Source organism: Rhodopseudomonas julia (genome assembly GCF_030813515.1).
Taxonomy (GTDB): Bacteria; Pseudomonadota; Alphaproteobacteria; order Rhizobiales; family Afifellaceae; genus Afifella; species Afifella julia.
Map to the genome: position 1 here is coordinate 1394877 of NZ_JAUSUK010000001.1, position 26321 is coordinate 1421197.

24 protein-coding genes are annotated in these 26321 nt (G+C 63.1%); 9 read left to right on the forward strand and 15 right to left on the reverse strand.

Annotated features, from left to right (window positions below; all coding sequences use genetic code 11):
- Nucleotides 1-28: 28 nt before the first annotated feature.
- Complete coding sequence (locus J2R99_RS06435; RefSeq protein ID WP_307153618.1) at nt 29-2032, reverse strand: thioredoxin domain-containing protein; 2004 nt, start codon at nt 2030-2032, stop codon at nt 29-31.
- A gap of 40 nt (nt 2033-2072) precedes the next feature.
- Here J2R99_RS06435 and mnmE point away from each other — a divergent pair, with 40 nt between their 5' ends.
- The 5 genes from mnmE to J2R99_RS06460 all read left to right on the forward strand — a co-directional run bounded on the left by mnmE (nt 2073) and on the right by J2R99_RS06460 (nt 7764).
- Nucleotides 2073-3410, forward strand: coding sequence for a tRNA uridine-5-carboxymethylaminomethyl(34) synthesis GTPase MnmE (gene mnmE, locus J2R99_RS06440; RefSeq protein ID WP_307153619.1), 1338 nt, complete (start codon nt 2073-2075; stop codon nt 3408-3410).
- A gap of 107 nt (nt 3411-3517) precedes the next feature.
- Entirely contained in the window at nt 3518-5386 is a 1869-nt protein-coding gene (mnmG, locus tag J2R99_RS06445; RefSeq protein WP_307153620.1) for a tRNA uridine-5-carboxymethylaminomethyl(34) synthesis enzyme MnmG, read from the forward strand.
- A gap of 25 nt (nt 5387-5411) precedes the next feature.
- The gene (gene rsmG, locus J2R99_RS06450; protein ID WP_307153621.1) at nt 5412-6038 is read left to right on the forward strand and encodes a 16S rRNA (guanine(527)-N(7))-methyltransferase RsmG; all 627 of its coding nucleotides are present in this window, start codon (nt 5412-5414) and stop codon (nt 6036-6038) included.
- Nucleotides 6039-6041: 3 nt separating this feature from the next.
- The gene (locus tag J2R99_RS06455; RefSeq protein WP_307153622.1) at nt 6042-6863 is read left to right on the forward strand and encodes a ParA family protein; all 822 of its coding nucleotides are present in this window, start codon (nt 6042-6044) and stop codon (nt 6861-6863) included.
- Nucleotides 6864-6888: 25 nt separating this feature from the next.
- Nucleotides 6889-7764, forward strand: a complete 876-nt coding sequence (locus J2R99_RS06460) for a ParB/RepB/Spo0J family partition protein (protein ID WP_307153623.1) — start codon at nt 6889-6891, stop codon at nt 7762-7764.
- 5 nt (nt 7765-7769) lie between these two features.
- Here the strand turns inward: J2R99_RS06460 and holA are convergent, their stop codons facing one another.
- The 3 genes from holA to leuS are packed head-to-tail and all read right to left on the reverse strand — an operon-like array spanning nt 7770 to nt 11915.
- Nucleotides 7770-8807 (reverse strand): DNA polymerase III subunit delta, encoded by a 1038-nt coding sequence (gene holA, locus J2R99_RS06465; RefSeq protein WP_307153624.1) that lies wholly within the window; start codon nt 8805-8807, stop codon nt 7770-7772.
- 2 nt (nt 8808-8809) lie between these two features.
- Nucleotides 8810-9313 carry an LPS assembly lipoprotein LptE gene (lptE, locus tag J2R99_RS06470; RefSeq protein ID WP_307153625.1) on the reverse strand — a complete coding sequence of 168 codons (504 nt, stop codon included), beginning with the start codon at nt 9311-9313 and terminating at the stop codon, nt 8810-8812.
- Entirely contained in the window at nt 9300-11915 is a 2616-nt protein-coding gene (gene leuS / locus J2R99_RS06475) for a leucine--tRNA ligase (RefSeq protein WP_307153626.1), read from the reverse strand. Before leuS ends, lptE begins: the two co-directional genes overlap by 14 nt.
- Before the next feature lie 124 nt (nt 11916-12039).
- Here leuS and J2R99_RS06480 point away from each other — a divergent pair, with 124 nt between their 5' ends.
- The gene (locus tag J2R99_RS06480; protein ID WP_307153627.1) at nt 12040-12720 is read left to right on the forward strand and encodes a YggS family pyridoxal phosphate-dependent enzyme; all 681 of its coding nucleotides are present in this window, start codon (nt 12040-12042) and stop codon (nt 12718-12720) included.
- Between the two features lie 22 nt (nt 12721-12742).
- Here J2R99_RS06480 and J2R99_RS06485 read toward each other — a convergent pair whose 3' ends face one another.
- Complete coding sequence (locus tag J2R99_RS06485; protein ID WP_307153628.1) at nt 12743-13306, reverse strand: L,D-transpeptidase family protein; 564 nt, start codon at nt 13304-13306, stop codon at nt 12743-12745.
- 197 nt (nt 13307-13503) lie between these two features.
- Here J2R99_RS06485 and J2R99_RS06490 point away from each other — a divergent pair, with 197 nt between their 5' ends.
- On the forward strand, nt 13504-14190 hold the full coding sequence (locus J2R99_RS06490; protein WP_092812008.1) for a response regulator transcription factor: 687 nt from the start codon (nt 13504-13506) through the stop codon (nt 14188-14190).
- Between the two features lie 9 nt (nt 14191-14199).
- Nucleotides 14200-14673, forward strand: coding sequence for a Crp/Fnr family transcriptional regulator (locus tag J2R99_RS06495; protein WP_307153630.1), 474 nt, complete (start codon nt 14200-14202; stop codon nt 14671-14673).
- A 19-nt stretch (nt 14674-14692) separates the two neighbouring features.
- Here the strand turns inward: J2R99_RS06495 and J2R99_RS06500 are convergent, their stop codons facing one another.
- The 8 genes from J2R99_RS06500 to tesB all read right to left on the reverse strand — a co-directional run bounded on the left by J2R99_RS06500 (nt 14693) and on the right by tesB (nt 24029).
- Nucleotides 14693-15496 (reverse strand): exodeoxyribonuclease III, encoded by an 804-nt coding sequence (locus J2R99_RS06500; protein ID WP_307153631.1) that lies wholly within the window; start codon nt 15494-15496, stop codon nt 14693-14695.
- 297 nt (nt 15497-15793) lie between these two features.
- On the reverse strand, nt 15794-16441 hold the full coding sequence (locus J2R99_RS06505) for a LolA family protein (RefSeq protein ID WP_307153632.1): 648 nt from the start codon (nt 16439-16441) through the stop codon (nt 15794-15796).
- 86 nt (nt 16442-16527) lie between these two features.
- Nucleotides 16528-19017, reverse strand: coding sequence for an FtsK/SpoIIIE family DNA translocase (locus tag J2R99_RS06510; RefSeq protein ID WP_370872281.1), 2490 nt, complete (start codon nt 19015-19017; stop codon nt 16528-16530).
- A gap of 152 nt (nt 19018-19169) precedes the next feature.
- Nucleotides 19170-20522, reverse strand: a complete 1353-nt coding sequence (locus J2R99_RS06515; protein ID WP_307153633.1) for an ammonium transporter AmtB — start codon at nt 20520-20522, stop codon at nt 19170-19172.
- Between the two features lie 35 nt (nt 20523-20557).
- Entirely contained in the window at nt 20558-20896 is a 339-nt protein-coding gene (locus J2R99_RS06520) for a P-II family nitrogen regulator (protein WP_092812142.1), read from the reverse strand.
- 361 nt (nt 20897-21257) lie between these two features.
- Entirely contained in the window at nt 21258-22565 is a 1308-nt protein-coding gene (locus J2R99_RS06525; protein WP_307153634.1) for an ammonium transporter, read from the reverse strand.
- A gap of 32 nt (nt 22566-22597) precedes the next feature.
- Nucleotides 22598-22936, reverse strand: a complete 339-nt coding sequence (locus tag J2R99_RS06530) for a P-II family nitrogen regulator (RefSeq protein WP_307153635.1) — start codon at nt 22934-22936, stop codon at nt 22598-22600.
- A 220-nt stretch (nt 22937-23156) separates the two neighbouring features.
- Entirely contained in the window at nt 23157-24029 is an 873-nt protein-coding gene (tesB, locus tag J2R99_RS06535; protein WP_307153636.1) for an acyl-CoA thioesterase II, read from the reverse strand.
- Between the two features lie 153 nt (nt 24030-24182).
- Between tesB and J2R99_RS06540 the strand changes: the two genes are divergently transcribed.
- Nucleotides 24183-25409 carry a ubiquinone biosynthesis hydroxylase gene (locus J2R99_RS06540; protein WP_307153637.1) on the forward strand — a complete coding sequence of 409 codons (1227 nt, stop codon included), beginning with the start codon at nt 24183-24185 and terminating at the stop codon, nt 25407-25409.
- 14 nt (nt 25410-25423) lie between these two features.
- Here the strand turns inward: J2R99_RS06540 and J2R99_RS06545 are convergent, their stop codons facing one another.
- Together J2R99_RS06545 and J2R99_RS06550 are read right to left on the reverse strand one after the other, a co-directional pair.
- On the reverse strand, nt 25424-26077 hold the full coding sequence (locus J2R99_RS06545; RefSeq protein WP_307153638.1) for a TetR/AcrR family transcriptional regulator: 654 nt from the start codon (nt 26075-26077) through the stop codon (nt 25424-25426).
- A gap of 20 nt (nt 26078-26097) precedes the next feature.
- On the reverse strand, nt 26098-26319 hold the full coding sequence (locus J2R99_RS06550) for a Trm112 family protein (protein ID WP_307153639.1): 222 nt from the start codon (nt 26317-26319) through the stop codon (nt 26098-26100).
- Nucleotides 26320-26321: the final 2 nt, after the last annotated feature.

A 26321-nucleotide genomic window follows, 5' to 3' on the forward strand; every position in this document is an offset into this window, starting at 1 on the left:
GGCGTCTGAGAAATCAGGCGCCTTTGCTTTATCTGGTGTGCCCCGTGCGGGTGCGGGCCAAGAGGTCGGCAATTTCCTGTGACGCCGTGATGTCCGGGTAGCATCTTTCCATGTCGCAGATTCGGAGCCTCGCCTCGCTGGCTGAGGAGTCCGGGCGATATTCCCGCGTAAGGGCGGGGTCAGCTTCGGCCGCGATGTGTTTTGCGATCGTGTCATCCGTCTTCGATTCTGATCCAAAGACGATGACGTGGCGGGCGCGCAAGGCGGTGTCCCACGCATTCTGGAGACTTGCTGTCGCAATCAGGTTGCGTGCGATGGCGCGTGCTTGATGGCGGATGATCGTCTCGGCCCGGTCGAGATAGCTTGTCTCTCCCGTGAGAAGAAAGAGTCGGCCGCAGGCTTCTGCGGCGACACCTGTAGCAGCGGGCATCGCCTCGTCAGAGTCTGAATGAAGGCGCGCAAAAAGGGCGTCTTGTGCGGCATTTGCAAGATAGTATGAACCTGAGTCGTCGTCATAGTAATTGGTTTCGAGGACGTCGACACTCGCTTTTGCAGAGTCCAAATAGTGTTTTTCGGCGGTTGCGGCGTAGAGTTCGATGGCAGCCCGCAGCATTTGCGCATGGTCGGTCGAAACGGCCTCGGCGGTGATACGGCCGTCGCACCAGGCATGAGCCAGCTGACCCGAAGGGGTTTTGTTTTCCGAGAGAAATGCGAATGCGTCGGTGGCCGCGGTCAAGAGATCCGGGCGGGAAAGCACCACGGATGATCGTGCGAGAGCGGCGATAAGTGTGGCGTTCCAGTCGGTGAGGACTTTGTCGTCGCGGGCAGGCTGTGCGCGCGTGTTGCGAACCGTGAGGAGGCTGGCGCGATGGCGAGCGAGGGTTGCCTCGTTGCTTTCACCGAGCCAGGCGAACGCCTCGGTCCGGAGGCGATTGAGGATGTTGCGGCCCTCCCAATTGCCCTCTGGGGTCACGTCATAGAGTTTGGCGAAGGTCTCTGTCGCGGCACCAAGGTGGTCTTCAATCTCGTCGGCGCTCCATACATAGGTGGCACCCTCTTCGTGATCGGTGTCCGCGTCCAGACTGGTCGCAAAGGCACCAGAAGGCAGACGCATCTCGTTGAGGAGCCAGTTGGCGGTTTCTTCTAGGCGCGCACGAAAAAGCGGCTCCCCGGTCTTTTCGTAGGCGAGGCAGAGAAGATAGAGGAGCTGTCCGTTGTCGGAGAGCATTTTCTCGAAATGGGGCACCAGCCATTGATCGTCGACGGCATAGCGGGCGAAGCCGCCCCCCAGGTGGTCGTAAATTCCTCCCTGGCAAAGGTTGCGGAGAGTGATCAGGACGGCATCGGCATAGGCGGTGTTGCCGGTGCGCAGATGCGCGCGCCACATCATTTCGAGAAGAGGGGCCTGAGGGAATTTGGGCGCGCCTTTAAGGCCGCCGCGTTCGAGATCGAAATGCACGAGGATCTGTGCGGCAGCAGCGTCAAGGAGTTCGGGATCGGGATGCGTGTCCGGCGGGGGCTCGGTAGCCTGCCCGCTCATGAGATGCGTCGCGATCGCCTTTGTGTTCGTGGCGACGGTTTCGGGCTTGTGTTGCCACGTCTCGGTGACAGCATGAAGGACCTGGCGGAAGCTTGGGCGGCCCCAGCGTGGGGTCGGCGGAAAGTAGGTGCCGCCCCAGAACGGTTCTGTCTGTGGGGTCAGGAACATCGTGAGAGGCCAGCCCCCGGGCACGCCGAGAGAGTGGAGGGCGGCCATATAGACCTGGTCGATGTCTGGCCGTTCCTCGCGGTCGACCTTTATGTTTACGAAATTCTGATTGAGATAGGCAGCCGTTCCAGGGTCGGAAAAGCTCTCATTCGCCATGACATGGCACCAATGGCAGGCGGCGTATCCGATCGACAAATGGATGGGGACGGAGCGTTTGCGTGCTTCGGCGAGCGCTTCCTCATCCCAGGGCTGCCAGTGAACGGGATTATCGGCATGCTGGTTGAGGTAAGGACTGGCGGTTTCTGCGAGGCGGTTTCTAGCCATTAGATCTCCGGCAACGAGGCTTAGGGCGACTACAGAAGACATGGACACGATTTACGCATTGTCGAGCGGCGCGTTGCCCGCGGGGGTGGGGATCGTGCGGATTTCCGGACCGGAGGCCGGGAGGGTACTGGCTGCACTTGTCGGTGGGCTGCCGGCCCCCCGGCGTGCCGTGGTGAGAAGCGTGGTCGATCCGAAGAGCGGAGATGTCCTCGATCAGGGCTTGGTCTTATGGATGCCGGGGCCGGGAACGTTTACGGGCGAGGATACGGCCGAGCTGCAGTGTCATGGCAGCCGCGCCGTTATTGCGAGAATATTCGAATCGTTTGCGCAATGGCCTGAATTGCGTATGGCCGAGGCGGGCGAGTTTGCGCGTCGGGCTTTCCTGAATGGGCGGCTCGATCTGACAGAGGCAGAGGGCCTTGCTGATCTTGTCGCAGCGGAAACGGAGGCGCAGAGACGGCAGGCGTTGAGCCAGGCCCAGGGCGCGCTGTCGAAGAGACTGGCGCAGTGGCGAGAGACGCTGGTCGATTGTGTTGCCGAGGTCGAAGCGCAACTCGACTTTTCGGACGAAGGTGATGTCGGCTGCGAGGTCGATGTTGCGACGCCGTTGCGGGTATTGCTTTTGGAGGTTCAGGAGCTGTTGTCGGGCGCGCGCTTTGCCGAGCGTGTTCGGGAGGGGTTCGTGGTCGTGTTGGTCGGGCCGCCGAACGCCGGCAAGTCCACCCTGCTCAATGCGTTTGCCCGGCGCGAGGTCGCGATCGTTAGCGCCGAGCCGGGGACAACCCGGGACCTTGTGGCGGTGCCGCTCGAGCTGTCGGGATATGCAGTCACGCTCATTGATACTGCGGGGCTGCGCGAGACCGACAGTGCGGTAGAGGCAGAAGGTGTTCGTCGCGCGCGGCGCGCAGCCAGGGATGCGGATCTGGTGCTAGAGCTCGTTCCTGCGGGTGACAAGCCGGCTCCGGCGGAACCGCATGCGCATGAGGGGGAAACCGAGTGCTGGTTGATTGAGACGAAGATCGATCTGGATCAAGTCGGGCGGATTGCTCCGGCCGGACGTCGGAGGATTTCCGCGGTCACAGGTGACGGCATGCGGGAGCTGGAAGCGTCCCTGTCCGATTGGTTGGCGCGGCGGGGAAAATCGGTTCCGGGTGGTGTGACGGATGCAGCCGCGGTGAATGCGCGCCAGAGGGATGGGCTCGTGCGACTGTGCGATTGCCTCGAATCGGTTCTGAAACGAGAAGGCTCCGTGAGGGCCGATGAACTTCTCGGCGAGGACTTGCGTGCGTGCCTGCGCGCGATCGGACGGGTGACGGGCGAGGTGGACGCCGAGAGCGTGCTCGGCGCGATCTTTGGGCGGTTTTGCATCGGAAAATAGAGTGGGCGGGCGGCCATGTTTCACGTGGAACGGCTTAGGCCGCTCGTTGTGGCGTTCCACGTGAAACATAACTTCCCATATGCGCCAGAACGCACTAGATCCTCACCATGACATTGAATTGTGACGTCGTGATCATCGGTGGCGGCCATGCCGGCTGCGAGGCGGCCGCAGCTTCGGCACGTACCGGCGCGCAAACCGTCCTCGTGACCCATCGCGCCGATACCATTGGCACCATGTCCTGTAATCCGGCGATCGGTGGGCTGGGCAAAGGCCATCTCGTTCGCGAGATCGACGCACTCGATGGGCTGATGGGTCGAGCGGCGGACGCCGCGGGGATCCAGTTTCGCATGCTCAATCGGCGAAAGGGCCCCGCGGTGCAGGGACCCCGCGCGCAGACGGATCGCGCTCTCTACCGCGCCGCGGTGCAATTGCTGGTTCGGGGGCAAGAGAGACTAGAGGTTCTGGAGGGCGAAGCTGCGGACCTTCTCATTCAGAATGGACGCATTCAGGGGCTGCGGCTCGCGGATGGGCGGGAGATCCGCTGCGGTGCCGTCGTCATCACTACGGGGACGTTTCTCCGCGGCATGGTGCATATTGGAGAGCGGTCATGGCCGGCGGGCCGTGTCGATGAGAAACCTTCACTCGCACTGGCTGAGACCCTCGATCGCCTCGGGCTTCGCCTGGGACGCCTGAAGACGGGGACACCGCCGCGGCTCGACGGGCGAACGATCGATTGGTCAGCGCTTGAGATGCAGCCGGGTGATGATCCGATCGAGCCGTTCTCAACGATGACCGACAGCATTACGACGCCGCAAATTGAGTGCGGGATCACCCGCACGACCGCGGCGACCCATGAAATCATCCATGGCAATCTCGCACGGTCGGCGATCCATGTTGGGAATATCTCGGGTCGGGGCCCGCGATATTGCCCGTCGATCGAGGACAAGGTCGTGCGCTTTGCCGACCGAGAGAGCCATCAGATCTTTCTGGAGCCCGAAGGACTCGGAGACGATACGGTTTACCCGAACGGGATCTCCACGTCGTTGCCGCAGCAAGTGCAGGAGGCCTTTGTTCGGACGATACCGGGTTTGGAGCGGGTTGAGATCCTGCGGCCTGGCTATGCGATCGAGTATGACCATGTCGACCCGCGAGAGCTGGATACAACGCTTGAGCTGCGACGGTTGCCGGGACTTTTTCTTGCTGGGCAGGTCAACGGCACGACGGGCTATGAAGAGGCGGGCGCGCAGGGCCTCATTGCGGGCTTGAATGCTGCGAGGCGTGCGGGTGGCGGGCAGGGGATCACGATCGGTCGGTCGGACGCCTATCTCGGCGTGATGATCGATGATTTGGTCACGAAGGGTGTGAGCGAGCCCTATCGCATGTTTACGTCGCGCGCCGAATATCGGTTGGCACTTCGGGTCGACAACGCCGATGAGCGGCTCACGCGGTTCGGGGAAGAGCACGGACTTGTCGGCCCAGAACGGTCGAATCGGTTCCGGAAGAAATCAGAGACGCTTTTCCGCTTCCGGGCCCTTTTGGATGAGCACACGCTCACTCCGAGTGAGGCGCAGAAGCGAGGATTGCCGATCAATCAGGACGGAATCAGGCGGTCGGCCTTCGAACTCCTGGCCTATCCGGAAATCGAGTGGTCGGCGGTTGCAGAGATATGGCCGGAGCTGGGCGAGGCTGATGCCGCGATACGAAGGCATTTGACGACGGATGCGCGCTACGCGGTCTACCTCGAGCGCCAGAAAGAGGACGTGGCAGCCCTGCGACGAGACGAGGCGATCGGCATCCCCTCGGAGTTCTCCTATGCGGATCTTTCCGGTCTCTCCAACGAAGTGCGGGAGCGGCTGGAACTGGTCCGGCCCGTGAGCCTGGCCCAGGCCGGACGCGTGGAGGGTGTAACGCCGGCGGCACTGACGCTCATCCTAGCCCATCTAAAGCGTGCTGCGAGGGATCGCCGTGCGGCCTGAACAAGCAGATGCTTCACGTGAAACAGTGCTCGCGCGCTACCGTGATTTGCTGACGACGGAGACGGAAACGCGGCTCGTGACTTTCGTCGAGCTTCTGGCCACCTGGCAGCGAACCCACAATCTCGTCTCGCCTCGGACCCTCGATGAGGTGTGGGAAAGGCATGTCGGCGACAGCCTACAGCTTGCGCCGATCGCGCTCGCGCATAAGCCTTCCTCTTGGCTCGATATCGGGAGCGGGGCGGGCTTTCCAGGGCTCATCGTTGCAATCGTCCTGCGCGACAGGCTGGAGACCGTCGGGCTCGTCGAAGCCAATCATAAAAAGGCGGCCTTCCTGCGCCAGGCCGTGCGGGTCTGTAGCCTTGATAATGTGACCATTCATGCGCAGCGAATTGAGGCCCTGCATGCCGATCTCGCCGGGCATTTCGATGTCGTCAGCGCTCGGGCACTGGCGCCTCTGGCGAGTCTTCTGGGCCTTGCGGCAGCATTTCTCAGTGAAAATGGCCTTGTCCTTGCGATGAAGGGCAAGGAATATGTGCATGAAGAAGCGGCGGCGTCTGACATCTGGCAGTTCGATCGGATATTGTACCCAAGCGTCGCCGAGGGCGACGGCACCATCGCCGCCATCTCCCATCTGAAACGCAGGAAGGCCTAGACCATGCCGCAAGCCTTGGAGCGGCTCCCGAGCGTTCCCCGAATCCTTGTCGTGGCCAACCAGAAGGGCGGGGTTGGCAAGACGACGACGGCGATCAATCTCGGTACCGCGCTTGCGGCGATCGGCGAAGACGTCCTGATCGTCGATCTCGACCCGCAGGGCAACGCATCGACCGGGCTTGGGATCGGCCGCGAAGCCCGGACGCGCTCGACCTACGATATCCTGATGGATGGCATGCCGGTGCGCGAGGTCGCACTCGAAACCGTCGTGCCGCGTCTGTCGATCGCCCCTTCGACGCTCGACCTCTTGGGCGTCGAGCTCGAGATCGCGGCCTTCCAGGATCGCGCCTATCGGCTGCGCCACGCGCTGACGGGGCTCGGCGGGCAGGGGCATTCGCCCTACACCTACGTGCTGATCGATTGCCCACCGTCGCTCAATCTCTTGACGATCAACGCGATGGCCGCCGCCCACGCCGTGCTGGTGCCGCTGCAGTGTGAGTTCTTCGCGCTCGAGGGGTTGAGCCAGATTTTGTCGACGGTGGAGCGGGTAAGGCGCGGCCTGAACCCGGAACTTTCCGTTCATGGCATCGTGCTCACGATGTTTGACGGGCGCAACAACCTGTCCGGTCAGGTGGTCGACGACGTACGCTCGCATATGGGCGACAAGGTGTACAACACCGTGATCCCCCGCAATGTCCGAATTTCGGAGGCGCCGTCGCACGGAAAGCCGGCGATCCTCTACGACATCAACTGCGCCGGCAGCCAGGCCTATCTGAGGCTTGCCAGCGAGGTTATTCAGCGCGAACGCCTGCTGCGGGCGGCGTAGCGCGCGATCAAGGGAGTGTTGAGTGATGGCTGCTGAACCACCGCGGCGCCTCGGACGCGGCCTCGACGCGTTGCTTCAGGACTATGCCGTACCGGACATGCAAGAGGCGCCGGCCGTCCCACAGAAGCCTCAGACCGCGCTCATCGCCACCGTTCATCCCAATCCGCGAAACCCCCGGCGTGAGTTCTCCGGGGAGGAGCTCGAAGATCTTGCGGCCTCGATCCGGGCGCATGGCCTGGTCCAGCCGATCGTGGTGCGGCCGAAGCCTGGCACGCCCGGCGAATTCGAGATTATCGCGGGCGAGCGGCGCTGGCGCGCGGCGCAGCGTGCGGGAATCCACGAGATTCCAATTACTCTTCTGGAAGTTTCGGATCGGGAGGCACTCGAACTCGCCATTGTCGAGAATGTGCAGCGGAGCGATCTCAACCCGTTGGAAGAATCGCTCGGCTATCAGGCGCTGATCGAGGAGTTCGGGTACAGCCAGGGCGATCTCGCCGATGTGATCGGCAAGAGCCGGGTCCATGTCACGAATACGCTCAGGCTTCTGAAACTGCCGGAGGGGGTCCGTGACCATCTGCGCACCGGCAAGCTGACGGCGGGGCATGCGCGGGCCCTCATCAACACGGTGGACCCTGAGAAGCTCGCGGAGATCGCCATCGCGAAGGGCCTCTCGGTGCGAGATACCGAAAAGCTCGCTCAGAAGTCCGACGAGCCCGACACCAAAACGGGTTCACGGGGGAGGGAAAAGGACCCCGATACGATCGCATTGGAAAGGGAGCTCGGCGACCGGTTGGGGCTTCTGATCGACATCCGTCACAAGGCCGACGGGAAGGGCGAAGTGCGCATCAAGTACCGCGACCTGGAGCAACTCGATATGCTGTGTCAGAGGCTGAAAGCTTGATGAGATTAGCGGCGTCCCGCCCGGCGCGCGACTTGCGCGAGACGCATGAGCGCGAGCGAGGTGATCGCGTAATCGAGGGCGGGGAGCTTGCGTGTTTCGAGGATCGCATCGTCGATCGAGGTGCGAGCTCGTCGTAAGGCCTCCGGCGACCAGATCTGAAGTGCGCGCTTGACGCTGTCTTTCCTGCGGAAGTGCAGCGGCGGCCGGGCTCGATCGACAGCCGCGCCAAGACCGCTCTTGCGGACCTCCGCCTGCAGGCCGGCGAGCATCAATAGATGGTTGAGCATTTGGGCGAGAAGTGCCGAGGGAGACGCACCTTCCGCCTCGAGGCGCGAAAGGTCCGCGGCGACCTCCTGAATATCGCCGGTCAAGGTTCGGTCGATGAGGCGATCATTGCGCAGCTCGGTGCTCTCGCCGACGACAGACGTCACCTCGCTCAGGGTGAGCTGGGCCGCGTCGCCGGCATAGAGAATCAGTTTTTCGACCTCACGCCGCGCGACGCCCCGGTCCGTGCCCAAATGCACGATGAGATAGTCGAGCGCGTCGGGCTCGACTGTCACCTCCGCTTCCCGCAACATGCTGCGGGTCAGATCGGCGATGTCGCCCGCGCTGCTCTCATAGAACGGAATCGCGGCCGCGTGCGGTGAATCTTCGAAGAGGCGGCGCAGCGGTGCGCCCGCTCGGAGCTCATCGGCCTCGACGACGATGACGGCGGCTTGAGGCGGATCTTCGATCAGGGGGCGCAGGGACGGCACGACATTGTGGCGCCCGTCGAGGATTTTGAGGCGGATGAGAGGTGCCCCGCCAAACAGCATGTCGGCGCGGGCTTCGTCGGTGAGACGGCCGGGATTGCCGGAGAGCTCGTCGGAGCCCATCCTGATAATCGTCGCCCCCTGTGGATCACGTGCCGACAAGATCGACACCAGAGTCGCTGCACGCTCGGACACGGCACCCTGATCCGTGCCGTAAAGCAGGAAGAGTCGCAAATCCGCTGGCGGCTCTGTAGCAAAGGCTGTGGCCTGGGCGGCCTTAACGGCCACCATGGTCAGTTCCGAGCGAAATAGCTTGCAAGACGCGTCTTCAGGATGCCCGCCAGTGTTTCTGCGACACGGTCCTCCGCGTCGCGCTCTGCCCTGAGCTTGGCGAAAGCCTGGCTGGAGCGGTCATAGGAGGCGACCGTGTTGAGGACCGCCCCCAGCACCTGCTGACCCGTTGAAATGTCGAAGAGACGATAACGCAGGTGTCCGGAGAGCTGATAGGCCGTTGGAACGCCGGTCACGGTCTCGATGCCGACCGAGCTCGAGTTCAGCGCGAGCGTATATTCGAGCCGATATTGCGGTGACACCGTTTCGCCGTCCTGCAAGCCGAACAAGAGCGAATTCCGGAACACCTGTTCCGGACGCGTCGTCGGCATTTCGACCTCGACGGCGCGGAGCTCCTCCTGAACCGACTGGCCGCTGGCGTCTGGCGCATAGAGCGGCCGCACGGTGCAGCCGGCGACGACGCCGGCTGCAAGAAGGATGAGAAATCCGCGCCTAGCCGACCACATTCACGATCCTCCCGGGAACGACGATCACTTTGCGTGCGGGACGGCCTTCCAGAAAGCGCTGGACCGTCTCAGAGGCGAGCGCAGCCGCCTCAATCGTCTCTTTCGATGCGTCTCTGGCCACGACGAGATCGTCGCGCTTCTTGCCGTTCACCTGCAAGGGGAGGGTGATCTCATCCTCGCGGAGAAGAGCCGCATCGGCCTCCGGCCAGGCCGTTTCGGCGACGAGCTTGTCATGTCCGAGGGCCTGCCAGCAGGCTTCCGCCAAATGCGGCATGAAGGGCGCGCTCAGAAGCACAAGGGCCTCCAGTGCCTCTCTGTGAGCCCACAAGCCGGAGTCACGATCGCCGCTATCGTGGCCGCCGATCTGGTTCGCAAGATCGTGCACGAAGGCGATGGCGCGGTTAAAGCGGAGGTTCTCGATGGCGTCGGTCACATCGCGGATCGCGGCATGTGTGGCGCGTCGCAGAGCGTCATCAGCCTCGTTGAAGCCGGACGGCTGGGGCGTGCCGGCCGCCGGAAGAGACCCCTTTGCCGAGGTCACGAGCCGCCAGACACGCTGCACGAAGCGGTGGGCGCCTTCGACACCTGCTGCCGACCACTGAACGTCGCGCTCAGGCGGCGAGTCTGAGAGCATGAACCAGCGTGCGGTGTCGGCACCATAGTTGCGGCTGATTTCTTCGGGGCCGACGGTGTTGCGCTTCGACTTCGACATCTTTTCGATGGGGCCGATCTCGACGATCCCGCCGCTCTTGGCGTGGCGCGCCCGCCGCGTGCCGTCGGTCTCCTCTACGATCACCTCCTCAGGTGGAAGGAACGGGCCGTTCGGCTCACGATAGGTCTCGTGTACAACCATGCCCTGCGTGAAGAGTCCGGCGAAAGGCTCTTTGAGGTCGAGATGACCTGTCTTCTGCATCGCCCGCACGAAGAAGCGCGAATAGAGAAGATGCAGGATCGCGTGCTCGATACCGCCGATATACTGGTCCACAGGCAGCCAGGCGTCGGCGACATCCGGAATGGTCGGCGTGTCGGCCTGCGGAGCCGTAAAGCGGGCGAAATACCACGAGGAATCCACGAAAGTGTCCATCGTGTCGGTTTCACGCCGGGCGGGCTTTCCGCATTTCGGGCAATCGACATTCTTCCAGGTCGGATGACGGTCGAGCGGGTTGCCGGGCTTGTCGAAATCGATGTCGTCCGGGAGCTCGACCGGCAGGTCCGCAACGGGCACCGGCACCGATCCGCAGCTCTCGCAATGGATCATCGGGATCGGGCAACCCCAATAGCGCTGCCTGGAAATACCCCAATCGCGCAACCTAAAGTTGACTTCGCGGGCCGCCTGAGGGCCGTCCCCAACCGTGCGGGCTTCCAGGCGACGGGCAACCGCGTCTTTGCCTTCCTCGATCGTCATGCCGTCGAGGAAGTCGGAATGGAACAGCCGGCCAGGCCCGGTATAGGCTTCGTCCGTGACGGCGAAGTTTTCAGGATCGGCGTCTTCCGGCTTCACCACCGGCTTGACCGGCAGCCCGTAGCGGTTGGCGAAATCGAGGTCGCGCTGGTCGTGCGCCGGGCAGCCGAAGATCGCGCCGGTGCCGTAACCCATCAAAACGAAATTGGCGATGTAGACGGGAAGGACGGCTCCCTCGATAAAGGGATGGCGAACCTTGAGCCCCGTGTCGTAGCCGCTCTTTTCCGCCGTCTCGATCGCTTCGGCAGACGTGCCGCGGCGATGACATTCGGCGATGAAAGCGGCGGCCTTCTCATCGGTTGCGGCGAGTTTTGCTGCAAGCGGATGGTCGGGCGAGAGCGCCATGAAGGCGGCGCCGAAAAGCGTGTCCGGGCGCGTCGTGAAGACTTCCAGGTACTCTTCGCCAGAGGCTTTCGCATCCGCAAACTCGAAACGAACCTTCAGCCCCTCGGAGCGGCCGATCCATTTCTCCTGCATCACGCGGACCTTCTCCGGCCAGCGGGTCAGGCCTTTTAGCTCTTCAAGAAGATCGTCGGCATAGTCGGAGATGGCGAAGAACCATTGCGTCAGCTCGCGCTGCTCCACGACGGCGCCCGAGCGCCAGCCGCGGCCATCGATCACCTGTTCGTTGGCGAGCACCGTCTGGTCGACCGGGTCCCAGTTCACCTTGGCGCTCTTGCGCTTGACGAGGCCGGCTTCCAGGAAATCCAAGAAAAGCCGCTGCTGCTGGGCGTAATAGCAGACGTCGCAAGTGGCAAACTCGCGCGCCCAATCGATCGAAAAGCCCATCAGCTTCAGCTGATCGCGCATCGTGGCGATGTTGGCGTAGGTCCATTCCTTGGGATGGACCTTGTTCTGCATGGCGGCGTTTTCCGCCGGCATGCCGAAGGCGTCCCAGCCCATCGGGTGCAGCACGTTGTAGCCGCGAGCCCGCCGATAGCGGGCGACGACATCGCCCATCGTGTAGTTGCGGGTGTGACCGATATGGATGCGTCCCGACGGATACGGGAACATCTCCAGGACATAATATTTGGGCCGTGGATCGTCGTTGGAGCAGCGGAAAAGGCCGCGCTCCTCCCAGACGGATTGCCAGTAAGCCTCGACGTTTCGCGGATTATAACGCTCTGTTGACGCAGTCATGAATGGCATGGTTGTTGGGAACGGGCGAGCCGCCTTTGCGGCGGCCGAAGAGCTTCAACACGATTGCCAGAGCCGGTCAACCTCGCCTCGCGGCGATCGGTTGTGCGCAGAGTGCGGGTGGGACATGGACAAGGCAAACAAAGAGCACGAGGCATTGGCTGAGATCAGGCGCCGGGTGGACTTGGCGGCGCGTGAGGCCGGCCGTGATCCTGAGGCCGTGACGCTGGTCGCCGTCAGCAAAACCTTCGATGCGGAGGATATCGAGCCGGTCATCGTCGCTGGCCAGCGCGTCTTCGGCGAAAACCGCGTTCAAGAGGCGGCCGGAAAATGGCCGGCGTTGCGTGAGGCGACACCCGAACTGAAGCTGCATCTGATCGGGCCTCTGCAATCGAACAAGGCCGCTCAGGCCGTCGAGTTGTTCGATGCCATCCATTCGGTCGATCGCGACAAGATCGCGAGCGCGATCGCCAAGGAGATCGCGAGCCAGGGGCGATCGCCGGAGCTCTTCGTTCAAGTCAATACGGGTGAGGAACCGCAGAAGGCCGGTATCGCGCCGAGGGAGACGGCGGAGTTCGTCCGCCGCTGCCACGACGAGCACGGACTCCATATTTCGGGCCTCATGTGCATTCCGCCGTTCGAGGAGGCGCCCGCGCCGCATTTCGCACTGCTTGCAAAGCTTGCCGGCGAGCTCGGCCTCAAAAAGCTCTCGATGGGCATGAGCGCCGATTTCGAGACGGCGATCGCGCTCGGCGCCACCCATGTGCGGGTCGGCAGCGCAATCTTCGGTTCAAGGCCGCGTCCCTAAAGCGACCGGTCGCTGTTTGCGCTCACACGTGCTTCGGGCGCCCGGCATCTGCCGGTGCCAGGATCACCATCTGCGTCTTTTCTGAGAGAAACGGCAGGATCCGACGCATCGCAGCGCGGGGAATGGCAACACAGCCTTCCGTCCCTTGAAGGCCCGGCCGGGCGAGGTGGAAGAAGATGGCACTCCCCATCCGTCTCTGCCGCGGCGCGGTGTTGTGGGAGAGGCCGATTACCGCGTCATAAAGCCCATCCGGCCGCCACATCGTTTCTGTCGATATGCTGACAGGCAGACGCACGGCGCGATTGTAGGCAGACGACGTTGGCTCGTCGCACCAGCCATCACTCTGCCGCAGCACAATGGTGGCAAGCTGCGGGCGCGGCATTGGCGGCCGCCTGTCGGGCCGAAGCGCACACCATTCGAGCCCATAGCGCCCGATGGGGCTTTTCCCGTCACCTTCGCGCTTTTGCTTTGCATGGGTGACGCCGCTGCGGCCGATGGCACAGCGCAAGGTGATGCCGCGAAACGTCAGCAAGGCGGCATGCGGCGGGCCGGGCAGCGGCCGCACATAGATGGGGGCCGAGGCCAAACATTTGGGCGCCGTGCGGCTTGACGCCGCGGCAGGCCGTTCAGGCTGTTTGCGACGCGATTGCGGGCGAAAGTGGGGGTCGGGAGGCAACATTGTTCAAGAATGCGTGCTTGAAGGGCCAAGGCGCAAGGCTGGCGAGGGCAGGGAAGTTGGCCTAAGTTGCAAAATTGACGATTCCGGGCGGAGACAAGGCGCGAATGACGGCCAGACGAATTCTCATTGTCGACGATGACAAGGAGCTCTGCGGAGCATTGACGGAGCAATTGGCTCTTTATGAGGAGTTCGAGCTCGCTTCGGCAACGACCGCTGCGGCCGGCATCAAGAGCGCCAAGGAAAGCCACGTCGATCTTATCATCATGGACGTCGAATTGCCCGACATGGACGGGCGCGAGGCCGTCAAACTGCTGCGCAAGAGCGGCGTGAACGTTCCGATCGTGATGCTGACCGGGCACGACACCGATTCCGACACCGTGCTCGGCCTCGAGGCCGGCGCCAATGATTACGTCGTGAAGCCGTTTCGTTTCGCCGTCCTCCTTGCCCGCATCCGGGCGCATCTGCGCCAGCACGAACAGAGCGAGGATGCAACTTTCGCCATCGGCCCCTACACGTTCCGTCCGGCCGCGAAAGTCCTCCTCGACGCATCTGGCGGAAAGGTCCGTCTGACGGAAAAAGAGACGGCGATCTTGAAGTATCTCTACCGCGCCAGCGAGGCGACGGTGTCACGCGATACGCTCCTCTCGGAGGTGTGGGGATACAATTCCGGTGTCACGACCCATACGCTCGAAACCCATATTTACCGCCTCAGGCAGAAGATCGAGAAGGATCCGTCCAACGCCGAGATTCTCGTCACCGAGGCCGGCGGCTATAAGCTTGCCCGCACCTAGGAGAGCCGAGTGAGTCTCGGATCCGATGTCCAGCTTTTGCGCGAAGCACCTTTCTTCAGGGGCTTCGATGACGATCATCTGCGACTGATCGCGTTCTCGGCGGAAAGCCGGCATGTGCGCAAAGACGAGGTCGTGGTGGAAGCGGGGCGTCCACAGCATTCGGCCTATCTCGTCAATGACGGTTTGCTGATCGCGCGCAGAGACGCCCGAGCCGGCGAGGAGGAAGGACGGTCGGCGCGGCGCTTCGAACGCGGTGCGCTCATCGGCGATCTCGCGCTCATCACCGAAATGAAGGCGCACGAGACCATCGTCGCGGCGGAAAACTCCAGCGTGCTGCAGATCCGCCGGTCGATGTTCAAGCGGCTTCTGGACGAATATCCCGATATCGCTGAAGCCTTGCGTGACAAGCTGACTGAAGGGCTTGCGGATACGGTCGAGGAGATCAAACGGGCCGGGCTTCGCCTCGGCGCCGCAGGATCATAAGCCGGCCGGCTTTTGGACTTTAGGCTTCGGCAAAGGTCGCGATCACGGGCACGTGGTCGGAGGGGCGTTCCCAGGCACGCGCTTCCTTGATGACCTTGATGCCTTGCGCGCGTTCGGCCACATCGGGTGCCGCCCAGATATGGTCGAGACGTCGTCCGCGGTCCGAGACTTCCCAATTCGGCGAGCGATAACTCCACCAGGTGAAGAGCTTCTCTTCCGGCGGCACGAAGCAGCGCATGACGTCGACCCACGGCCCGGCGGCCTGGAAGCGTAGAAGCCCCTCCGTCTCGACAGGCGTGTGGCTCACCACTTTCAGAAGCTGACGGTGCGACCAGACATCGGTCTCGAGCGGGGCGATGTTGAGATCCCCGACCAAGATGGAGCCCGGCTGCGCCAGCCTCTCTGCGGCTTGCGTCAATTCCTCGATGAAGGCGAGCTTATGAGCGAACTTCACGTTCTTTTCCGGGTCGGGCTCGTCGCCTCCCGCCGGGACGTAGAAATTGTGCAGCATCACCTTCTGCGTGCCAGATTCGACCTTCGCCTCGATATGGCGGCAATCGATGCGGTCGCAGAAATGATTGCGATCGATGTCGAAGAGGGGGCGGCGCGAGACGATGGCGACGCCGTTGTAGCCCTTCTGCCCGGAGAGGGCGAGGTGGGGGTAACCCGCCTCGCGGAACGCCTTCTCCGGAAAGAGGGCGTCTGGGCATTTCGTTTCCTGCAGGCAGAGCACGTCAGGCCTATGCTCGGCGAGAAACTGCACAATGAGACCGATGCGCAGGCGCACCGAATTGATGTTCCAGGTAGCGATTGAGAGTGACATCTCTCCCGCATGGCCTGCCGCGACGCGGAAATCCAGTCGCTACATACCGGGTCAACAGGAAAGCCCAGAACTTTTCTGAAATAGAAAGGCGCCCAAGCGTGGAGCCTGGGCGCCTTCGCGGGAACGAACCGGAACAAATCCGGCTGATCAGACCCGAGCGAGACGGGGGGCGTTGTATCGGCCGGGTCGATCTCCGCGGCGGAGAGATGGGGCTTCTTGTCGCTGAGACAACCCCAGCTCCCGACACAAAGAATTGTAGCCTGAAAGAAAGGCGAAAAAAATATCTCTTAGAAAGATTTAATCGCCGAGAGAACGCTCGCGAGCCCGGTTGGTGACGCCGCTGTAGTTGATCTTGAAAAGCTCCGGCGAAAGCGGTCGGCCGGTCTCCACATTGTAGAGCGCGACCGTGGTGTCGAGGCCTTGAGCATCGCGCACCGTCCATTGGCGAAGCTCATACGTGGAGGGATCGAAGAACAATGTGAGCGTTCCCCCGCCGAACTGCGCATCGTCGACGACGACCACCTGGATCAGATCGGATTCCACCTGAACGCCTCGGACCCGATTTGATTTGGCGAGATTGAGCTGATCGTCGAGGAGGAATTTGAGCGGCGTCTTCGAGAGAGGCCACAAATCGTCCGTCTTCATGCTCGCATCGCGCACGAGCACCGATTTGCCGTCCGATTTCACCTTCAACTTGGATGGCGGGTCGTAGTCGAAAAGAATCCGGCCGGGGCGCTCGATATAGAACTTGCCCTGGCTCTTTTCGCCAGTCGGCCCAAACTGAATGAACTCGCCATGCATGGTCTTGAGATTGGCAAGCTTGGCCGAGATGGACGCCAGTGCCTGCTGCTGGTCGGCGGTAAAGGCAAAGGCGGAGCCGGCAGCAAGGCCGAGCACCACCACGCCGACCGCCATGGCGGTGAGGGTCTTCGATAGAATGCGCATCAGATCCTCCAAGGATCGGAAAGGTCGGGGACCAGGAATGTCGGGCATGAAAACGGTAAAACCAGCCAAAGGTGGCGGAAATCCGCTCAGGCGGCGTCCTCCCCGACCAGAATCTCACGCTTTCCGGCGTGGTTGGCCGCGCTGATCAGACCTTCGTTTTCCATGCGTTCGATAATCGAAGCAGCGCGATTGTAGCCGATCGAAAGACGCCTCTGCACATAGCTGGTCGACGCCTTGCGGTCGCGCAAGACGATGGCGACCGCCTTGTCGTAGATATCGTTGGAATCGTCGGAGCCGGCGAGCGCGTCCCAACCCGTTTCGCCTTCCACTTCCTCGTCGGTGATGGCATCGCGGTAATCTGGGACACCCTGTCCCTTCAGATGGGCCACCACTTCTTCCACCTCCTCGTCGCTGACGAAGGGGCCGTGCACGCGTTGAATGCGTCCCCCGCCCGCCATGAAGAGCATGTCACCCTGGCCGAGGAGCTGTTCGGCGCCCTGTTCGCCGAGGATGGTGCGCGAATCGATCTTCGAGGTCACCTGGAAGGAGACGCGGGTCGGGAAGTTCGCCTTGATCGTGCCGGTGATGACGTCGACCGACGGGCGCTGCGTTGCCATGATGACGTGGATGCCGGCGGCGCGCGCCATCTGGGCCAGCCGCTGCACGGCACCCTCGATCTCCTTGCCTGCCACGATCATCAGATCGGCCATCTCGTCGATAATGACGACGATATAGGGCATCGGCTCGAGCTCGAGCTCCTCGGTCTCGAAGATCGCCTCGCCCGAATCGTGGTCGAAGCCGGTCTGCACGGTGCGGCGAATCACTTCGCCCTTCTTCTTTGCCGTGGCGATGCGCTGGTTGAAGCCGTCGATGTTGCGGACGCCCACCTTCGACATCTGCTTGTAGCGCTCTTCCATCTCGCGGACGGTCCATTTGAGCGCGACGACCGCCTTCTTCGGATCGGTGACGACGGGGGTGAGAAGGTGCGGGACGCCGTCATAGACGGAGAGTTCCAGCATTTTTGGGTCGATCAGGATGAGGCGGCACTGCTCGGGCGTCAGCCGGTAGAGGATCGACAGGATCATCGTGTTGATCGACACCGATTTACCGGAGCCGGTGGTGCCGGCGACGAGCAGGTGGGGCATCTTGGCGAGATCGGTGATGACGGGTTCGCCGCCGATCGTCTTGCCGAGCGCGAGCGCCAGGCGAGCGCGGCTCTTCTCAAAGTCGACCGAGCCCAAGATCTCTTTCAGCAACACCATCTCGCGGCGTGCATTCGGCAGCTCGATGCCGATGACATTGCGCCCGGGAACGACTGCGACACGGGCCGCAATCGCGCTCATGGAGCGGGCGATATCGTCGGCGAGACCGATGACACGCGAGGATTTGATGCCGGGGGCGGGCTCCAGCTCGTAAAGCGTAACGACCGGGCCGGGACGGACATTGATGATCTCGCCGCGTACGCCGAAATCTTCCAGGACGCCTTCCAAAGCGCGGGCATTTTTTTCCAACGCTGCAGGATCGTGATTGAGGCTGCCCTTGGGGTCCGGATCGGTGAGCATGTGCAGGGGCGGATGCTCGTAACTGTCTGAGGGCAGGAGCGAAGGCTGCGATTCGCGCTTGGCGCGGCGGCTCGGCTTCAGCTTCGGCGCCGGCGCGGTGACGAGCGAGGAGGGCTGGGCTTCCTCGTAGGCCTCCTCGTTGTCGTAGTCTTCGTCCTCATAGGCGTCGAACTGCGTGTCGGTTGCGGCAAGCGAGGGTTCGTGGCGCGTTCCGGCGATGGTGGCGGGGCGCTCCGAGCGCTCCATGGCTGCGCGCACGGCGCGGTGGGAACCGCGACGCAGGCCGCGGCTCACCGCCGAAAGCGCGGAAAAGCCGTGGTGCATGACGAAGCCTGCAACAACGGACAGGCCGCCGCGCGGAGCCTCCTCATCGGAGAGGTCGATGTCGTCGTCGTCGTCTTCATCGAGATTGGCGGTGGTGTTCATCGGCGCATGCGCCGCGTCGCCGATCGGATGCGACCTCGCGGCTGCAAAGAGAAGACCGAGGCCGATGCCGGTCGCCAGGACGCCAATTGCGGCACGCATGCCGATGACGAGTGGGTCGCCGAAAATCCAAGTCGGCAGACGCAGCATGATATCGCCGATGGCACCGCCGAGGCCGATTGGGAGAGGCCACGATTGCGGCACCGGCAGGCAGGCGAGCGCGAGGGCGGTGACGGCCGTTCCTACGAGCCAGAAGCCGAGTTGCTGGAATGGCTGGGCGGGGACGCGCATGCGCAGGAGTGCCAGCGCCAGGAGCGCCGGCGGCAGGAGGAGCGCGATGATGCCGAGCCCGAAGAACTGCAGGGCGAGGTCGGCGAAGTTCGCCCCCCATGCCCCGAGGAGATTGCCGACAGGCGCGTCGGTGATGTTCGACAGGCTCGGGTCGGCGACCTTCCAGGTGGCCAGAGAAAGCACCATCATCGCCAGCAAGAGGAAGAGCACGAAGCCTCCCAGCTGCACGATGCGCCGAACCGCCATGCGACGGAGGGCATAGGTGGAATGGAAAAACTCGCTGCTTGCGCCGAAGGCCATGGGAGATCGTTCGTCCCTGCGTTGGTGGACTTCCGCGACAATAGGCGGGGTGGGTTAAACGCTTGTTAACCAGAGCAGTCGTGAGCGTAGCACAAACGAAAACGGCCCGGGCGTGACGCCCGGGCCGCATCGCAGAGAGCTTCGTGTGGAATTTAGACGCGCTGCGAGCCGACGCCGAATTCCGGATAGGCTTCGACACCGATTTCCACCGCGTCGAGACCCAGAGCCTCTTCTTCCTCGCTGACCCGGAGGCCGACGGTGAATTTGAGGAGGAGCCAGATGATGGTGCTGACGACGACACAGAAGACGCCGATCGAGGCGATGCCGATCGCCTGGGTGACGTAGTTCGTGTCGGCATTCGACAACGGCACAATGATCGTGCCCCAGATGCCGGCGACGAGGTGAACCGGAATGGCACCCACGACGTCGTCGATCTTCAGCTTGTCGAGAAGCGGCACGACCAGAACCACGATGAGGCCACCGACGGCACCGACGAAGAGAGCAGTCGGCACGGAGGGGGCGAGCGGTTCGGCGGTGATCGACACGAGACCGGCGAGGGCACCGTTGAGGGCCATCGTCACGTCGACCTTCTTGTAGACGAGCTGGGTCAGGATCATCGCCACCACGACGCCGGAAGCGGCGGCGAGGTTGGTGTTGACGAAGATGCGCGAGATTGCGGAGGCGTTCTCGAAGCCGTCAAGGGCGAGCTGGGAGCCGCCGTTGAAGCCGAACCAGCCGAGCCAGAGGATGAAGGTGCCGAGCGTGGCGAGCGGGATCGAGGAGCCGGGGAAGGGGTGCACGGAGCCGTTCGGACCGAACTTGCCGCGACGGGCGCCCAGAATGATCGCTCCGGTCAGGGCACACCAGCCGCCGACGGAGTGGACGAGCGTGGAACCCGCAAAGTCGGAGAAGCCCATCTCCGAAAGCCAGCCGCCGCCCCACTGCCAGGAGCCGGTGATCGGATAGATGATGCCGGTCAGGATCACGGTGAAGATCATGAACGGCCAGAGCTTGATGCGCTCGGCGAGCGTGCCGGAGACGATGGAGGCTGCGGTGGCACAGAACACCATCTGGAAGAACCAGTCGGACGCGGCCGCATAGTCGCCGCTCGTCTCACTGGCAGGATCCGGGATCGCCTTCGGGATCGGGACGCCGAAATAGCCACCGTCCACGTTCATGTACATGAGGTTGTAGCCGATGACCCAGAACATCAGGCCCGCGACCGAGTAGAGGCCGATGTTCTTGAGGCACTGCATGGAGACGTTCTTGGAGCGCACGAGCCCCGCCTCCAGCATGGCGAAGCCCGCCGCCATCCACATCACGAGGAAACCCGTGACGAGGAAGGAAAACGTGTTGAAGGTGAATGCGATAGCAGCCGCATCGGCGGCCGGAGCAGCCTCGGCCGCAGGCGCTGCAGCGTCTTGTGCCAAGGCCGGCTGCACGGCGGCGATAGCGGCAATGGCCGCAATCGCCGGCACGGCCATAAGCCAGTGTTTGTTCTTCATGAAGTGTCCCTCTCTCCCGTTCTCCGACGTCATTGTCAGAGAGCCTCCGCGTCGGTTTCGCCGGTGCGAATGCGCACCGCCTGCTCGACGTTGACGACGAAGATTTTGCCGTCGCCGATCTGGCCGCTCTTGGCAGCGGCAGCGATCGCCTCCACCACCCGATCCGCATTGGCGGAATCGACGACGACCTCGATCTTGAGTTTGGGCAGGAAGCTCACCGCGTATTCTGCGCCGCGGTAGATTTCCGTGTGCCCCTTTTGCCGGCCATATCCCTTAACTTCCGTCACGGTGAGGCCCTGCACCCCAAGCTCCGTGAGGGCTTCGCGCACCTCGTCGAGCTTGAAAGGCTTGATGATCGCAATGATCAATTTCATCTCGGTCACAATCTCCCTTTGGCTGGGCCGGCGAGCGGCCGACCATCCGGACGACGCGTCTGGACCGCCGCCTTACGGGGCCTTCTCTACAAGCCGCGTGCCAGAATCGGGAACAATTTGCTAAGTGCCGTGAGTCACTTACGGATTCCCCGCAGCCTAGAGCGGCTCGCATGGCGCGGCGCGAAAATTGCCTAGGAGATGTGCAGAATCGCAGCTTTGCCCAAAGTTGCGCCAGCGAATACGGCAGGAGGGCGGCGTAAAGTGGGCCGAAGAGAGTACTGAGACGAGGCTCTTCCCCATGGGCAAAATAAAACCCGGCCGCAGCGCGGCCGGGCCGTCATAGCATCTCTGATGCGGGTGGCTATTGAACCACTTCGCCGTGGAGATTGACGTCGAGACCCTCGGTTTCGACTTCCGGGGAGACGCGTGTGCCGACCGTGATATCGATGACTTTCAAGATCACGAACGAGCAGATGGCCGTCCAGGCGATCGTCGCGCCGATGCCGTAGATCTGCGTCATCACCTGGCCGGCATTGCCTTCAATGAGGCCAGGTGTGCCACCGATCGCCTCGCGCGCGAAGACGCCGGTCAGAAGGGCTCCGACGATACCGCCGACGGCGTGCACACCGAAGGCGTCGAGCGAATCGTCATAGCCGAGCATCGGCTTCAGCCACACCACCGCCCACAGACAGACGAGGCCGGCGGCAGCGCCGATGATGAGAGCCCCCGTCGGATCGACGAAGCCCGAGGCCGGCGTGATGGCGACGAGGCCGGCGACGGCGCCGGAGATGATGCCGAGAACGCTCGGCTTGCCGCGCACAGCCCATTCGCCGAACATCCAGGCGAGGGCGGCGGTTGCCGTCGCGATCTGTGTCACGGCCATGGCCATGCCGGCGGTGCCGTTGGCGGCAAGCGCGGAGCCCGCGTTGAAGCCGAACCAGCCGACCCACAGGAGCGAGGCGCCGATGATCGACAGGACGAGGTTGTGCGGTGCCATGTTTTCGGAGCCGAAGCCGCGGCGCTTGCCGAGAACGAGGGCGGCCACGAGACCGGCGACACCGGCATTTATGTGGACGACCGTGCCGCCTGCGAAGTCGAGCACGCCCGCATTGGCGAGGAAGCCGCCGCCCCAGACCCAGTGCGTGATGGGGGCATAAACGATCAGACTCCAAAGGCCGATGAACCACAGCATGGCCGAGAACTTCATGCGATCGGCGAAGGCGCCGGTGATGAGAGCCGGCGTGATGATGGCGAAGGTCATCTGGAAGGTCATGAAGACCGTCTCGGGGATGGTGCCGGTCAGAGCGTCACTGCCGACGCCCGCCAGAAGCATCTTCGAGAGGCCGCCGACATAGGCGTTGAAGGCGCCGCCGTCGGTGAAGGCCAGCGAATAGCCGCACACCATCCAAAGAACCGTCGCCAGGCAACAGATGGCGAAACTCTGCATGGCGGTCGCCAGAACGTTCTTCTTACGCACCATGCCGCCGTAAAACAGGGCGAGTCCCGGTATGGTCATCATCAGCACGAGTGCGGTCGATGTCAGCATCCAGGCGGTGTCACCGCTGTCGAGGGCCGGCTCGGTCGCGTCCTGTGCCCAGCTCGGCTCAGCACCGAGCAGGGCAAAGGCGCCGATCAGCCCCGCCCCCCATAAAATTCCCCGCTTGTTCATTGACTGTCCTCTCTCCCAAAAGCCTGTTGCCGTCAGAGCGCCTCGTTGTCGGTCTCTCCCGTGCGGATGCGGACCGCCTGTTCGACGTTGACGACGAAAATCTTGCCGTCGCCAATCTGACCGCTTTCGGCGGCAGCCGTGATGGCTGCAACCGCGCGGCTCGCGCTCGCAGCCTCGACGACGACTTCGATCTTCAGCTTCGGCAGAAAGCTGACTGCATATTCCGTGCCGCGGTAAACTTCCGTGTGCCCCTTCTGGCGTCCGTAGCCCTTCACCTCAGACACGGTGAGGCCTTGGATGCCGATCTCGGTCAGGGCATCGCGCACCGCATCGAGCCGGAACGGCTTGATGATCGCTATGATCAGTTTCATTGCTTCGTTCTCCCCAGTTGCTGCGGCGCGGGCGAGCTCAGCGCTGCCCGTTCTTTGTGCCGCCGTGGTCGCGCCCGTCACTATCGACGCTCCCATAGCAATGGGGAGTGCGGCATAATGCTTGAGCATTCGCCGCGCCGAAGGGCAGGGATGTCCTGAATTTTGGAGATGCAAGCGACGAGATCCGCGCCCTCGAGCGCGTCAATTGCCTAAAAAATCGTCACCCTTTTCGCGGGCGTGGCCGGATGAGGCCTTCTTGGGCAACGGAGGCCACGAGCGTGCCGTCTCGCGTGTAGATCGCGCCGAGCGACAGGCCGCGGGCGGAGGAGGCCGACGGGCTCGTCTGCGTGTAGAGAAGCCAGTTGGTGGCGTCGAAGGGGCGATGGAACCACATTGCGTGGTCGAGGCTTGCCACCTGCATGTCGAGCGAGAAAACCGAACGGCCGTGCGGAAAAAGTGCCGTATCGAGGAGCGTCATATCAGAAGCGTAAGCGAGGGCGCATTTGTGCAGGGCGCTGATGGCCGGCATCGGGCCGTTGGCGCGGAACCACACGTCCTGGCGCGGAGGCAGGGCGCGCCGTGCCACGTAATGATCGAGATCGACGGGACGGAACTCGATCGGGCGCTCGCGGCTCCAATAGGCTTTGACCGCGTCCGGCGCCTGGCTCTTCATCACCAGCTCTTTGAACTCTGCCTCCGACATCAAATCCTCAGGGGCCGGAACGTCCGGCATGGGGCGCTGATGCTCGAAGCCGCCTTCTTCCTTTTGGAACGAGGCCGACATGGTGAAGATCGCTTCGCCATGCTGCACGGCGATGACGTTGCGGGTCAGAAAGCTCGATCCGTCCCGGATGCGGTCCACCTCGTAGATGATCGGCACCGTCGGATCGCCGGGGCGCAGGAAATAGCCGTGCAGCGAATGGGCGTGTCGGTCGAGAGGTGCGGTGCGGGTGGCCGCGACCAGGGCCTGGCCGATCACCTGACCCCCGAAGACGCGTTGCCAGCCCACCTGCGGGCTGCGGCCCCTAAAGAGGTTGTGCTCCAGCGTCTCCAGGTCGAGAATGTCGAGCAAGGTTTGAATTCCGTCCGTCATGTTGATGAACCCGGAGCATAATCCTAAGGCGGGATCGGCAGAGCCGAAGCGGGCGCAACCGTTGTCGCGCGGCGCCTGGAAGTCAAGCAGGGCGGAAAGCTGAACAGGGATGACGGCCTGGTCGCCGTCCATAAACGGAAGAAGAGGGCGAGAATGGCGGACAGCAAGCGTGCGGATGTGGTGATTGCGGGTGGCGGATCGGCCGGCCTTACGGCGGCGCTTGCCATCAAGCGCGGCGCGCCGGACCTCGACGTCATGCTCATCGATGCGGCCGGGGCAAAACCTGCGGGCGCCGATCAAAGGGCTTCAGCCATCGCGGCGGCAGCCAAGCGCATGCTCGATACGCTCAATGTCTGGGAGCGCGTGGCCGACGAGGCGCAGCCGATCAACGCCATGGAGATCACCGACAGCGCCACCGGCGATGCCGTGCGGCCGATCTTCCTGACTTTTCAGGAACCTCTCTCCGACGGCGAACCCTTCGCCCATATGGTGCCGAACGGTGTTTTGACCGAGGCTCTTAAGGACGCGAGCACTGCTGCGGGCATCGAAATCGGCGCCCCGGAAACCGTGCGCGATTTCAGCGTCGAGGGAAGCTCGGTTAAGCTCTCTCTCGGTTCTGGCGGCAGCGTCGATGCGCGCCTTCTGGTCGCTGCAGACGGCGTGCGTTCGGGACTGCGCGGCAAAGCCGGCATCGCCACCGTCTCCTGGCGCTACAAGCAGATGGCGATCGTGGTCACGGTCGCGCATGAGCGGCCGCATCATGGCGTCGCGCGCGAGCATTTTCTCCCCTCAGGCCCCTTTGCCATTCTGCCGCTCAAAGGCAATCGTTCCTCGCTCGTGTGGACGGAACGCGAAGCCGACGCCAAAAAGCTTCTCGCCGAAGACGAGTTCGTTTTTCAGATCGAGTTGGAGCGGCGCTTCGGCCACCATCTCGGCGAGCTCTCTCTCGACGGGCCGCGCCAGGGATACCCGCTCGGGCTCACGCTGGCGCGCGATTTCGTGCGTCCGCATTTCGCGCTTCTCGGCGATGCGGCGCATGGCATCCATCCCGTTGCCGGCCAGGGGCTCAATCTCGGTTTTCGGGATGCGGCGGCGCTTGCGGAGATCGTCGTCGACGCCAATCGCCTCGGTCTCGATATCGGTCATATCGAGACCTTGAAGCGCTATGAACAATGGCGGCGTTTCGACAGCTGGCAGATGGGCGTGACGACAGACGTCCTCAACCGGCTCTTCTCCAAGGAAAACAAGATGCTGCGGACGGCCCGCTCGGTCGGCCTCGGGATCGTCGATCGTCTGCCCTTCCTGAAGCAGAACTTCATCAAGGAGGCGGCGGGTCTCGGCGGCGAGCTACCCCGGCTGATGCGCGGCGAGGCGCTTTAGCGCGGGGGAACGCGCTAAAAGCCTGTCGTTCGTCTCGGCTCGGCAGGGAGCGGGGCTCCCGCTCTCTCGGAGATGTGTCCGGTACGGCTTTGGCGTGCGGTCTCGCCAAAAAGCTCACGCATGTCCTGAAGCGCCTGCCTGAGCGGCGCCTCGTCGCGCCGCGCTTCGGCGAGCGCGATGCCGCCCTGCCAGAGAATCAGGGCTTTGGCTGCAGATGCCTGAGCCTCGGCCGGTCTCGCGCCGATCCGTCTAAGCTCATTTGCGAGCCAGGCCTCAAGATGGGCGAGGATTGCGGCGGCCAGTGCCGATGCCTCAGGAGCCGGCTCGCGCAACTCTGCGGAGGCTCTGCGGATCGGACAGCCGCGCTCGGTACGTGTCGCCACCGAATGCGACAGGAGATCGACGAGGGCGGCGAGCCGCATTTCGGGGGCCTCCGCCGCTGCGGCGATCTCCTCGAGCGCTGCCTGCATCTGCTCGGCCATGATGGCGGCGACCGCTTCGGCAAGAGCCGCCTTGGAGCGAAAATAATAATAGATGTTGCCGAGGGGAACGCCCGCCGCCGCTCCGATCTCCGCCAGCGAAGTCGCCGCAAAACCTTTCTGCCAGAAAAGATCGGCGGCCGCGTTTACGAGCCGCTCGCGGCTTTCCGCGCCGCGTTTTTTTGCCACCTGTGCCCCCCTGCTTCGGCCTAGTCTTCCAGGCGACGGGCCTCTTCTTCAAGCAGAATCGGAATGCCGTCGCGGATCGGGTAGGCGAGCCTGGCGGCGCGGCTGACGAGCTCCTGTCGCTCGCGATCGTATTCGAGCGTCGTACGTGTCACCGGGCAGACGAGGATTTCCAAGAGCTTCGGATCGACTTGACGCTGATTTGACGTTTCATCCGATGTGACGGTGGTGTCCTCGCGCGTCATCC

Bases quoted from the DNA above. Each gene is read 5' to 3' on its own strand.
- holA (WP_307153624.1), bottom strand. From the start codon at position 8,807: ATGGTGGCCGTTAAGGCCGCCCAGGCCACAGCCTTTGCTACAGAGCCG.
- J2R99_RS06530 (WP_307153635.1), bottom strand. From the start codon at position 22,936: ATGAAACTGATCATAGCGATCATCAAGCCGTTCCGGCTCGATGCGGTG.
- J2R99_RS06520 (WP_092812142.1), bottom strand. From the start codon at position 20,896: ATGAAATTGATCATTGCGATCATCAAGCCTTTCAAGCTCGACGAGGTG.
- J2R99_RS06525 (WP_307153634.1), bottom strand. From the start codon at position 22,565: ATGAACAAGCGGGGAATTTTATGGGGGGCGGGGCTGATCGGCGCCTTT.
- J2R99_RS06505 (WP_307153632.1), bottom strand. From the start codon at position 16,441: ATGCGCATTCTATCGAAGACCCTCACCGCCATGGCGGTCGGCGTGGTG.
- J2R99_RS06515 (WP_307153633.1), bottom strand. From the start codon at position 20,522: ATGAAGAACAAACACTGGCTTATGGCCGTGCCGGCGATTGCGGCCATT.
- lptE (WP_307153625.1), bottom strand. From the start codon at position 9,313: ATGTGGTCGGCTAGGCGCGGATTTCTCATCCTTCTTGCAGCCGGCGTC.
- J2R99_RS06490 (WP_092812008.1), top strand. From the start codon at position 13,504: ATGACGGCCAGACGAATTCTCATTGTCGACGATGACAAGGAGCTCTGC.
- tesB (WP_307153636.1), bottom strand. From the start codon at position 24,029: ATGACGGACGGAATTCAAACCTTGCTCGACATTCTCGACCTGGAGACG.
- J2R99_RS06455 (WP_307153622.1), top strand. From the start codon at position 6,042: ATGCCGCAAGCCTTGGAGCGGCTCCCGAGCGTTCCCCGAATCCTTGTC.
- mnmG (WP_307153620.1), top strand. From the start codon at position 3,518: ATGACATTGAATTGTGACGTCGTGATCATCGGTGGCGGCCATGCCGGC.
- mnmE (WP_307153619.1), top strand. From the start codon at position 2,073: ATGGACACGATTTACGCATTGTCGAGCGGCGCGTTGCCCGCGGGGGTG.
- J2R99_RS06550 (WP_307153639.1), bottom strand. From the start codon at position 26,319: ATGACGCGCGAGGACACCACCGTCACATCGGATGAAACGTCAAATCAG.
- J2R99_RS06460 (WP_307153623.1), top strand. From the start codon at position 6,889: ATGGCTGCTGAACCACCGCGGCGCCTCGGACGCGGCCTCGACGCGTTG.
- leuS (WP_307153626.1), bottom strand. From the start codon at position 11,915: ATGACTGCGTCAACAGAGCGTTATAATCCGCGAAACGTCGAGGCTTAC.
- J2R99_RS06540 (WP_307153637.1), top strand. From the start codon at position 24,183: ATGGCGGACAGCAAGCGTGCGGATGTGGTGATTGCGGGTGGCGGATCG.
- J2R99_RS06435 (WP_307153618.1), bottom strand. From the start codon at position 2,032: ATGGCTAGAAACCGCCTCGCAGAAACCGCCAGTCCTTACCTCAACCAG.
- J2R99_RS06480 (WP_307153627.1), top strand. From the start codon at position 12,040: ATGGACAAGGCAAACAAAGAGCACGAGGCATTGGCTGAGATCAGGCGC.
- J2R99_RS06500 (WP_307153631.1), bottom strand. From the start codon at position 15,496: ATGTCACTCTCAATCGCTACCTGGAACATCAATTCGGTGCGCCTGCGC.
- J2R99_RS06510 (WP_370872281.1), bottom strand. From the start codon at position 19,017: ATGGCCTTCGGCGCAAGCAGCGAGTTTTTCCATTCCACCTATGCCCTC.